The 11512-nt window shown below is 56.1% G+C and carries 7 protein-coding genes; 2 read left to right on the top strand and 5 right to left on the bottom strand.

Going from position 1 to position 11512, the window contains the following annotated elements; all coding sequences use genetic code 11:
* The first annotated feature begins 115 nt into the window (after positions 1-115).
* Both JW937_04585 and JW937_04590 read left to right on the top strand, forming a co-directional pair.
* Positions 116-1543: a glycerol-3-phosphate dehydrogenase/oxidase gene (locus JW937_04585; GenBank protein ID MBN1586688.1), complete on the top strand. Its 1428-nt coding sequence runs from the start codon at positions 116-118 to the stop codon at positions 1541-1543.
* Positions 1543-3294: a tetratricopeptide repeat protein gene (locus tag JW937_04590; GenBank protein MBN1586689.1), complete on the top strand. Its 1752-nt coding sequence runs from the start codon at positions 1543-1545 to the stop codon at positions 3292-3294. The genes JW937_04585 and JW937_04590 overlap by 1 nt, the downstream gene beginning before the upstream one ends.
* On the opposite strand, the gene JW937_04595 is transcribed toward JW937_04590, so the two are convergent.
* The 5 genes from JW937_04595 to JW937_04615 all read right to left on the bottom strand — a co-directional run bounded on the left by JW937_04595 (position 3191) and on the right by JW937_04615 (position 11504).
* Positions 3191-3898: a tetratricopeptide repeat protein gene (locus tag JW937_04595; protein MBN1586690.1), complete on the bottom strand. Its 708-nt coding sequence runs from the start codon at positions 3896-3898 to the stop codon at positions 3191-3193. The genes JW937_04590 and JW937_04595 overlap by 104 nt on opposite strands.
* Positions 3899-3938: 40 nt before the next feature.
* Complete coding sequence (locus JW937_04600; GenBank protein MBN1586691.1) at positions 3939-6161, bottom strand: S8 family serine peptidase; 2223 nt, start codon at positions 6159-6161, stop codon at positions 3939-3941.
* A gap of 131 nt (positions 6162-6292) precedes the next feature.
* Positions 6293-7975, bottom strand: coding sequence for a dihydroxy-acid dehydratase (ilvD, locus tag JW937_04605; protein ID MBN1586692.1), 1683 nt, complete (start codon positions 7973-7975; stop codon positions 6293-6295).
* Positions 7976-8049: 74 nt separating this feature from the next.
* Positions 8050-9921 carry a YidE/YbjL duplication gene (locus JW937_04610; protein MBN1586693.1) on the bottom strand — a complete coding sequence of 624 codons (1872 nt, stop codon included), beginning with the start codon at positions 9919-9921 and terminating at the stop codon, positions 8050-8052.
* Between the two features lie 929 nt (positions 9922-10850).
* A complete protein-coding gene (locus JW937_04615) occupies positions 10851-11504 on the bottom strand; it encodes a Crp/Fnr family transcriptional regulator (GenBank protein MBN1586694.1) in 654 nt (217 codons plus the stop codon).
* Positions 11505-11512: the final 8 nt, after the last annotated feature.

The following is an 11512-nucleotide window of genomic DNA, read 5'->3' on the forward strand; positions in this document are numbered from 1 at the left end:
TTTTTCGTGCGTGGTGCCAGGCACTGGTGCCAGGCACCGGTGTCAGGCACCGTGTGATCGGTGCCTGCAAGTGTGCTATTCTATTTGCGTTATGGAATTATCCCAAGTATGCGGAATGCGGTTCGACCTTCTGATTGTAGGCGGAGGAATCAGCGGAGCGGGAATAGCACGCGACGCTTCTCTCCGCAGTATCCGGGCCCTGCTCTTGGATAAGGGGGACTTCGGCAGCGGCACTTCCTGCCGTACCACTAAACTCGTTCACGGCGGGCTGCGCTATTTGGAGCACGGGCAGTTCAGCCTGGTGCGCCAATGCCTGGCGGAACGCCAGACTCTCCTGCGCATCGCACCCCACTTGGTCCGCCCGCTGCCCTTTCTCGTCCCGCTCGGCCCATCTCTCAGGCGTCCCACCTGGATGGTTCGCACAGGGGTCACGCTTTACAAAATACTCGCCGGCCAAAATCGCATTGATTCCCCTCCTCATCTCAGTCAAAGCGAGCTAACCACAAAAATACCTCTGCTATCCGGGCAGGGATTTGGCGGGGCCGCTTCTTATGCTGATGCACAGATGGACGACTACCGTCTTTGTCTCGAAAATGTGCTTTCGTCTTTGCGACAGGGTGCCTTGGCGCTCAATCATGTGGAGGCCTTCAAGGCACACCGTGAAACCAAGGGTTGGCGCATCCAGGTCAGGGATTGTCTGACCGGGGAACAGGCCGAAATCCACACGCGCTGCGTAATCAACGCCACCGGCCCCTGGTCGGACCGCACCGAACAAGCCTTGCTCCAAAGCACTAAGAATGAGATCGAACCCACGCGGGGAGCCCACCTCCTTTTGTCTAAACAAATCTCGGATTCCGCATTGCTGTTTCTCAGCAGTGATCACCGGGTTATTTTTCTGATCCCTTGGCGGGACGGTACCTTGGTCGGAACCACAGAAGACCCCTTCAAAGGGGATTTGGATTCTTTGGAGACCGAGGAAAGGGAGATACGATTTCTCTTGAACGAGGTTCAGAGACAGATGGGTCCGGAGAGCGTGCGACTTGAAGATGTCGCCGGGTCTTTTGTCGGTGTTCGCCCGCTTGTGGGATCTCTGCAGAACCGGTCGGCCTTTGTGAGCCGCGACCACCATCTGCAACTGAGCGCGCCTGCGTGGCTCAGGGTCACCGGAGGCAAATACACTACTTACCGGCTTATGGCTCAACAAGCCGTTGACATAATTGAGAAGGAACTGCGCGGCCGGATCTCCCCATGCAAGACTGCGGAACTCCCGCTTCAGGAATCATCGGAATCCGGCCAAAGCATAGAGCAGCGTGTCCAAACAGCTGTTCGCGCCGAAGCCGCGCGCACGGTCTCAGACGTCTTCCGGCGGATGGGCCACGGCCTGCTGCTCCCATCTGCGGAATTACAAAACACAATTCTCAACACTGCAAGCACTGCCTTGGGCCTCTCCGCGGATTCCACCGGACAACAGATGGAGGAGTACCGCAATGCCTTGGCCCGCCAGAGTCGCGCTTTGGAGCGCCTCAAGGAAAGGGAACTCTGATGCGTTATGCCGGATGGGGAATCCTGTTCGCTCTTCTAGCCGGTCTGATTACCTGGGGAAACTTCCGCGCCCGCAACCTGCCCGACTCTGAGCAATTTGAATATCAATACGTGCAGATCCACAACCCCTTCTTTGTGCGCGAGCAAAACGCAGAGGGCGAATGGATTTATCGCAATGCACGCCCGCGTTCAGTACCCAGCACATTTCCCGCCGTCAAATCCCAAAACGAGCGCCGCATATTTGTTGTGGGCGGCTCCGTGGCACGCTGGCTGGAGACAAAGCGTTTTGAAGAACTGCTGAAGGAATCGCACCCTACCCTGCAATTCCGCATCATTAACTGCGGAATGACTTCCTATGACAGTTACCGCGAATCCCTTGTTCAGAAGGAACTTTTGCATTACGAACCGGATCTTATCATTCTGTTCTCGGGTAACAATGAATTTTTCAACCCCGTACGCCTCAACCTTATTCTTTATCGCCTCAACAAGGCTCTCTCGACATTTGCTTCCTACACCGCAGCCCAGGAAATGTATTTCAAACTCAAAACCAAACTTAAGCTCCCCTCTCATTTCGGCGATCCGAACACTCTCAGAAGTTTTGAACGAAATATTAACCGTATGTTGCGGGGAGCCTATTTGCGCGGTGTGCCCATGGCTGTATGCACTTTGCCCACTAATTTCCGGGACTGCCCTCCCCGGGGCAACCTCCCTCTGTACAAGATGGATTTTGTTGAAGCATGGCTCTATCAATCAAAAGGCGAGTTGCTGAGGGCCTCCAAGCTCTGGGAGGCCTATGTGAAGAGATATCCGGACAGCGCGCACGGGTATTTTCAATTGGCGCGGAGTCAGGAAGAGCTCGGACTCCAAACCTCAGCCAATTCCTCCTACATTGAGGCAGTGCGCCTGGATAGCCGGGGCCGCTGCACGCCCGAAAAAAATGAAATGCTCCGGCGCCTTGCACAGGAGCAACACCAGATTCTGGTGGACTTGGAAGACTGGTTCGGGGACCGCACGCCCACAGGCCTTCCTGGCGGGGAATCGCTTTCAGACGAATGCCACTGGTGGCCGGACCTGGGCCCGCAGATCTGCGAGCAAGTCTTGGGGGCTGTTAAGAGGCACGATCTGAGCTTCTCCAACCCGGTTTTGGAGGAGAAGTGGTACCAAGACAAAAGTCTTCCCCCTGAACGATCACCGGAAGAAATCCGCCGTGAACGCGCGGTGGTTCTGGCCGGCACATCGGCCGCACACGGGGCAGACAAAAATTCCGAACGCGGAATCTTTGCACTGCTCCGGGCCCACGCACTGGATCCCGATGTTGTCACCAAGGAGCGCCTGGAAATTTGGATACCTTACATGAGAAATTCCGGACTCTCCGAAGAACGCTTGCAGAACATCAAGCAGGCCCTCCCCTGGTACGCAGGTGAAGCATACCGGCGCACAGGGAATTTCAATGAGGCCCAACGCCGCCTGCTCGAGGCCCTTGCCGCGGACCCCATGAATGCACGTATCCACTTTTCCCTGGCGCTCCTTTGCTATACAAATGGCGACAAACCAGGCACACGCCGCGCGCTCGAGACTTATTCCGCAGCAGACGCAAAACACCCTTCGGCAGAAGCTTATTTCAGACTATTGGAGGAAGTTTTGGGTCCTATTTCGAACCCAGACGCTGAGTCAGAGTCGCAGCCTGAGGCGAGACAGCAACCCGATTCCTCAGAGCCCGCTGGCGCATCACAAGTTGATTCTTCACCGTAACAATCCGCGGATCATCTGCACCATAGGCCGCTTCAAAGATCTTAAGAATCCTCGCGTAAAGGCGTTCTGCATCCTGGAATTCTCCTTGAGCCAAATAGCATTCAGCCAACAGACCTAAGCTTACAGCCACATTCGGGTGATCCGGCCCAGAGGAACGCGCCATGATCCCGATGGCCCTCTCCAAAAGCAGTTCAGCATCCTCATGGCGGTGTTGCTTCTGATACAGATCCGCCAGGATGTTGAGCGAGGCAGCCACCACAGGATGGTCCTTGCCGTAAACCTGCTCTTCCAGCAACAAGGCTTTTGTGCGATAGATTTCAGATTGCCTGTATTCTCCGGCATTATAGTGAACCCGTGCGATTTCATTGAGGGTATCCAGCGTGGTGTGCCCGGAAGCAGGGCCGGCATAGTTGGAGGAACTGAGCGCAAAGCGGCGCCCTTTGGCCAGTGGCTGCGGGGTATCCGCCGCGTCTAGACTAGGGATCCACAGCAACAGGCCGGTTAAAAAAAGTGTCAAAATCGAGATTTCTCGGATACGCGTCATCTTGATCAGTTTAGCAGCTTGGATGCCAAGCTGCTTGCGGCGCCGGGTCTTAGGGCTCACCTGGCTCGCCGGACGCTAAGACCTGTCCCTGACTCTCACCCTATTGATAAACAAAAGTCGTGGTATCCTGCGCCGGGTCATAACCGCTCAGGGTGGCAGTCACCGTGGCCGTGTAGGTCCCTTCTTCGGCTCGGTAGCCCAGGTACCGGGTAGTCTTGTAAAGACCCGTAGACCGGCTCGTATAAGAAGAGTACATCCCTGCCAGGCTTCCATCCGGCTGGTAAACGCTCAATACCACACGCGCTCGAACCGGAGCCCCGTCCTCAATCGCAGTCACGACATAAGTAATGGCACGCGATGCAAACACGCTCTGGGGATTTCCATAGCGGTCTGTCGTCATAAGGCTCACACTCAATCCGCTGCCCGGCAGCGCCGGAGACTCAGGGACCTCGCCCTCTTCCACCGTCACCTTCAGACTATCCGAGCCGGTCTCTCCTTGATAGTCCTCCACAAGAAGAGTCACTGTGTGAACACCCACACTCATATTCACGTCGTCCACGGAACGCTGCGAAAGCAGCGCAGATCCTTCGGTCCAACGGTAGGATCGAATACTCCCGTCCGTATCATAGGAGCCGGAACCATCCAAACGCACACGCTCCGATCCGCTGCGGTCCGCATCCTGCACGGTGATATCCGCGCCCGCTCGCGCCACAGGGGGCTGATTCACGGAGGATATCGTGGCGGTCGTTGCGGAGGAATCAGAAACATCGATGCTATCACTCACCACCAAGCTCACGGCGTACTTCCCGCCATCCTCGTAAACATGACTCGGAGTGGGACCATTCCCCTGATCTCCATCCCCAAAAGTCCAGGTGTAAGAAAGATCGTCATTATCCGGATCATAAGAGTCTGCGCCGTTAAAGAGAACCGCTTCCCCTGCCAATCCCGAATAAGGGCCCCCGGCTTTGGCCACCGGCACTCTATTGTCCACGGGCTCGACCCCCTGCAAAGCGGCGGCAGCGTCCAAGAGCCCGAAACCCGTTTCTTCATCCCAACCCGGCTCCTCCAAATCTTGTGCCGTGCTGCGCAAAATCTGGCGCACCTCCTCAGGTTTCAAAGACGGATTCTGAGCGAGCAGCAAAGCCGCCACCCCCGAAACGTGCGGCGCAGCCATGGACGTGCCATAGTAAAAATAAAGTCCTACGCTTGTGGGGCTGCCATTCCGAATGGTCTGCTGCAGCACCGCATCGATATAACCATTACGGTCCCGATCCACCGTATCCCCGCCCGGCGCCAAAAGGTCCAGCGCAGCCCCATAATTTGAGTACCACGCCCGCTCATTCGCAGAGTTGCTCGCCCCCACTGCAATCACCTCGGGAAAACCAGCCGGCAAGCCCACCGATCCCGAAGAATCATTCCCCGCCGAGGCCACCAGAATCACTCCCTTATTCGCGGCATAAGAAACAGCATCCTGCACCGCAGGCAAATCGGAAATCTTCATTTCCGAGGGAAACCCCAAGCTCATATTGATAATGTCCGCGCCGTTGTCTACCGCAAAGTAAATCGCTTCAATGAGCTCCACTGAGGTTCCATAACCGTCTTTATCAAAAACCTTGAGAGGCATAAGCTCGGCCTCCGGAGCCACGCCGGCCACTCCGTACCGGTTGTTAGTGGTCTGAGCAATTGTTCCCGCCACGTGCGAACCGTGCCCGTGATCATCATTGGCGTGGGTGTCGCCCTCCATAAAGTCATAACCCTGCACAAACTGCGTTTGGGCGAAATCCGGCAGCCTCACAAAACGGTCCGTACCCGGGGGGTCGTAGTCCTCATAGGCACAACCGCTGTCCACCACCGCAACCACAACACCTTGGCCGCGGGACTCCTCCCAGGCAGATTCCATTCCTATCTGATCAAAATTCCACTGGTAAGAGTAGTGCGTGTCATCGGGAACAAAATGCGGAAAGACAAAATAATTGGGTTGAACATATTCAACGCGGCTGTCGGCCGAAAGGCGCGCGCGCATCCTTTCGCGCAAACGGCTGGATTTGACACGCACTCTCCTTAATCGATTCCGGAGGCGGCTGCGAATCTCCGAGACCCCGTGCTTTTGGAAAAGCTCTCTTACGGCGTCTTCCGGCACCCCGGGCCGGCATTTAATCAAAAGCTCATCCGCCACCATCTGGCCGCCCCGGTGGAAAGCCGGGGACTGCAGAATGGTTTCCCCCTCAGAAGAAACAGCAAAGGAGGCGGGAACGATGCTGCAGACAAGGAAGGAAAGTACCAGGAATAGGAAAAGCGGACGAAAGACAGACATTGAGCGCATCGGCAAGATCCTCGGTTTTGGTCTCGTCAAAAGAACTGCCCAACTGCGCGCCCCCGCACACAGTTGGGCATGATACCAGAGGCTAGCCGGGGACACAATGTGTCAGTTTACCCGGCTTTATTGTGTCCCCGTCAAAACGTCGTCGCGCCCTCAGAGGCGGAGCGGACGGTCCGCGCAAATTTGGCCAGGGCCCCGCGCGCGGCTTTTGGCGCAGGCGCTTTCCAAGCAGCCCGCCGACGTTCCAGCTCAGCCTCGTCCACAGCCAGCTCCAGGCGTTGTCCGTCCCCGTCAATGGTCACCTGGTCGCCTTCCTCTACCAAAGCAATGGGGCCGCCGACCTGGGACTCCGGGCAGACATGGCCCACAACCAAGCCATGGGTCCCGCCCGAAAACCGCCCATCCGTGATCAATCCAATTTTCTCGCCCAGACCCTGACCCACCAGCGCCGCTGTAACGGAAAGCATCTCGCGCATGCCCGGGCCACCCACTGGGCCCTCCCCGCGCAGCACCACCACATCGCCCTCCACGATCTTGCGGGCCTTCACCGCTTCAAACGCAGCTTCTTCGCCTTCAAAAACCCGGGCCGGGCCCGTGATCCGGCGCTTCTTCAGGCCCGCCACCTTGCACACGGCCCCTTCGGGCGCCAAGTTGCCGCGCAAAATCACAATATGCCCGCTCTTAAACATGGGTTTGTCCATGGGCAGCACCACCTTCTGCTGGCGTTCATAAATACTGCGCACGGTTCGGAGGTTTTCCGCCAAGCTCGCGCCCGTGCAAGTCAAACAGTCGCCGTGCAGCATGCCCGCATCCAGCAGCGCCTTGAGCACTGCAGGCGTGCCCCCAACCCGGTGCAGGTCGTACATCACGTACTTGCCGCCTGGCTTGAGATCCGCCAGATGCGGGACCTTTTGCCCAATCCGGTCAAAATCGTCCAAACTCCACTCCACCTCGGCCTCACGCGCAATAGCCATCAGATGAAGCACGGCATTGGTTGATCCGCCCAGGGCCAGAACCAGCGTGTATGCATTTTCCAAAGATTTGCGCGTGATGATGTCACGCGGACGGATATTCTTTTCGACCAGACGCACCAGCGCCATCCCCGACAAATACGACTCCCGCTCCTTAGCCGCGGAAACTGCCGGATTGCTCGCATTAAAGGGAAGAGCCATACCCATGGCCTCAATGGCTGAAGCCATGGTGTTGGCCGTGTACATCCCGCCGCATGAACCGTGTCCCGGACAGGCATTGACTTCTACCTGGTGTACCCCCGCCTCGTCCAAGGTACCGGCCTGGTACTTGCCCACAGCTTCGAAGATAGAAACAATATCAATGTCTTCCCCGCTGGCACCCACGCCAGGCAAGGTGCTCCCGCCATAAACCAATATCCCCGGGATATTCATACGCGCCATGGCCATCACACAACCCGGCATATTCTTGTCACAGCCGGCAAATCCCAGAACCCCATCGTGATTCATACCGCCTGAAACAATTTCCAGGCTATCGGCAATGGTCTCACGGGAAACCATACTGTAACGCATGCCCTGGTGGCCCATCATGATGCCGTCCGAGGCTGTGGGCGCTCCATAAATCTGGCCCACCCCGCCGGCCGCGCGAATCCCCTCCAGCCCTTTACGGGCGAGGCGATCCAAATGCGCATTACACGGGGTGATATCGCTAAACATCGAGGCAACCCCGATCATGGGGCGTGTGAAATCGTCATCGTGGAATCCCACTGCACGGAGCATGGCGCGATTCGGGGCACGCCCGATGCCCTCTGTGGTCAAACGGCTCTTTTTGTTATCGTTCTTCGACATACTGGCCTCCTTAATAGAAAGATGACACCCGATTCGTTTAAGAGTTTGAGACTGTGCCTTGCTGAAGTCAAGGACTAGAGGAGTTTGAGCACAAAAATCACAAGCTGCGCAGCCACCAACATCAGGATAAGGGCCACAGGATACGCTGCCGCATAGCTCACCACAGGCAGCCCGGAATCGGTCTTGCTTTTGATGGCCCCAAGAGCCGGGGTGGAAGTCATCCCTCCACAAATCCCTCCCAAGGTCCGCAAGAGATCCATCTTCAGGAAATAGGTGCTGAAAATAAAGCCCGCAATCATGGGCACCAGAGTGACGACCGCGCCGACAAGGAAAAGCTGAACACCGTGTACTCCAACGACTTGCATAAACGATCCTCCGGCCCGCACTCCGGCATTGGCCAGGAAGAAGACAAGCCCGAGCTCCATCAAAAGCATCCGTGCTGCAAAAGGCATCCGCCCGACCACCCTGCCGACGCGGCCGAAGTGTCCCAGCAAGAGGGCCACAAAAAGCACCCCGCCCGAAAGACCAAAAGTGAAATTGCGCGCACCGGCAATGGAAATCGGCAAAAGTCCCAGGACCACACCCAGAAGCAAGCCAACGAACAAGGAGACCAGGTCGGTCTCCTGCAGGGCTCGGGCCTTATGACCGCACTCTGCAGCCACCTGCTTGATGCCTTCCGGATCCCCGACCACACGAATCACGTCCTGCAGATCGATTTTGTTCTCCATGCGCGGGACAAACTCCACTTCGTTGCGCTTGATCCGGGTTATGGTCACGCCAAAGCGCTTCAGAAGCTGCAGTTCCCCAAGCATTTTGCCTGCAAATTCCCGGTTGGTGACCACAAGTTCCATCACATCGTAATCGCGGGAATCCTGGACATGGGGCAGATCCACCTTCTTACCCAAAAACTCGATCACCCCGGCAAGCTCCTTTTCCCGGCCAACCACACGCAAAACCTGCCCCTTTTCAAAACACGTATCGTACTGCACCGGAACCAGTTGCTCTCCCATAAGCCTCCGGCTGATCCGGCAATGCGTATTGGCAATAAAAGCGCACTCCTCAATGCTCTTGCCCACAATGGATTCATTCGTCACTTCAACAAGCACCGCTTGGATGCTCTTCCCGCTCTTGCCCGCATCCTCCAATGTGGCGGCAAGCTGATCAAGGTCTTTGCCCAACAAACGAGGAAGAAGTTGAACAAAAAGCACCACGCCGATTACTCCGAAGGGATAAGCAATACCGTATCCCACCGAAACATTGGTGCCCAAGTCCTTGAGCGTGTCCATGGCCGCGGCTAAAGCCGGAGTACTCGTCAAACTGCCGGCCAAAATGCCTACGGCCAAATCTGCCGGCACTTTAAAGAGCCAGGCCATCCAAACCGTGCAAAGAGAAGCCGCCGATACAATAAGAATCGACAGCTTGGCCAAGTTTGCACCCTGTTTCCGGAAAGCCGCAAAAAAGCTGGGTCCTGCGCTGATACCCACACAATAGATAAACAAAATGAGACCCAAGGTCCCCACACCCGCAGGAATAGTGAAGTGAAAGTGTCCAAAAAGAAGGGCTGTAAAAAGCACGCCCGAGTTCCCCAAAGAGACCCCCCAGACCCTGACATTCCCAAGAAGAAGACCCAGGGCCAAAATCCCGAAAAGCGCAATAAACTGGTTGTCGAAAAGAGTCTTCAGAAAAGAAGACTTAATTTCCTGAGTGGGCGTTCCGGGTTGCGCCTTCTCAACCACATCAAAAACCCGGTCCGGCGGATACACTGTGGAGATAGCGCCTTTTTCTACCTTCTGAATCACGGGGCTCAATGTACATTGCTGCACATAGCCCCCGAACTGAACAAAGGAGATCGATCCCAGCGGAGTCTCGAAGGTTTCTTCCCTCAAGACCTTAGTCAGAGGCTTCTGGGAGCTGGACGAAAGCTGCAATGCCTCCCCGGCAATCATCAAGGAGGAATAGGCCTGCACATTGTGATACTGGGGATAGACCACAGCGAGCCCGGCCTTGTACTTATTGAGGAAGCGCTCAGTAAAGCGGCCCACCTCCAAGCTGGGTGCGTCATCCTGCCAGGGATTAAGCAAGAAAACCTCCGCCCCGCTCTGCGTGGCAAAAGTCCGGAATGCCGGGGTCAGAAATCCTGCCAGAAATCCCACAACCGTGCCTTTACCCTGCATAAAACTCGTCAGTTGCCGGCAATCCTCAACTTCGCGGCTAATCATAATCACTATGGGCGACTTCTTTCCGGCTAAAACACTCATTGCCGTGCCCAGATTCCCCTGGGTATATTCCAGAACGTGGGGCCGCACCTGATTGACCACAAAAGCCTCCTCTAAGGCCGCCTTGGCAGAGTCCGCAAAGGAGGACCGCTCAACGACTATGGTCACATTCAGTGCTTTGCCATCTTCCCGGCCGAGATGACTCACAAAATCCACGAGTCTTCCTGCAAGAATTCCCGACGGTGTAGCCACGCGAAAGACATTCGCCGCGCCGCTGCGGGTGAGGTTGTCCTGAGTTGCCGAGGGCAGAATAAGCGGCACACCGGAAACCCGCAGATGCTGAATAACCTCCTCGGATTCATCGCTGCTGTAGGGCCCCACAATGAGCTCGGGCTCCCACTTGAGCACCTCGGAGTCGAGAAACCCGGCGATGGAGCCTGAACAGGATCCAATATCAAAATAACGGACTTCCACCTTCAGGTTCTGCCGCGCAAGATCGACCCTGGCCAACTCATATCCCTGCATCTGCAAGTTCCCATAGGACGCAAAAGGTCCATTCTGAGGAACCAACACGGCAATCTTGCCGGCAGACTCTTCAGCCAAAGCATTGGAACATGCAGTGGTCAAAAAGATTGAGATAAGTAGGAGTTTTTTAAGCACTACGGCGCTTCACTAATGCCTTTGAGACGATCGCGTTGCACGATCGTGGTGGATCCCCTCGAGGATTCCACCACTCCCTGCTTCTTCAGGTGACTCAACACACGGATCGTCGTCTCAACCGTTGTGTTGGTCATGGAGGCCAACTCTTGCTTGGTTAACGGAATTGTCTCCCCGAACTTATCCGACAAGACCAGCAGCGTATAGGCCAGACGCTGCTCTACCGGGTCCCCGGCAATACAGCCCTTCTGTTCCATACGCCGGAGACGTCCGCAAAAATTCTCCAATACATCTTGGAGGAAGCGCGGATTCCGATCAAGAAGAGCCTTGAAGGCTTCCCGGGGAATCCGCACCACCACCGAATCCACTGCTGCCACAGCATCCAATGCAAAGGGCTTCCCGTCCAAGGCCGGCAAACAACAAAACAGCTCATTCTTGGTCATCAAACAAAGAGTCACCGCGTGCCCATTGTCCATGAACTTCTTCATGTGCACACGGCCCTCTTTGACAAGATGCAGCGCATCCGCAGGTTCGCCCGCAAAAAACACGGTCTCACCTTTAGCAAAAAAGCGCTCCCGGGAAGCCGAAGCAAGTTGCTCACGTTCCTCCGGGGAAAGGGACTGCAGTATATCTACTGTAGCAAGGTATCGTTCCATATTCGTAT

The organism is Candidatus Omnitrophota bacterium, assembly GCA_016929445.1.
GTDB lineage: Bacteria > Omnitrophota > Gorgyraeia > JAFGIU01 > JAFGIU01 > JAFGIU01.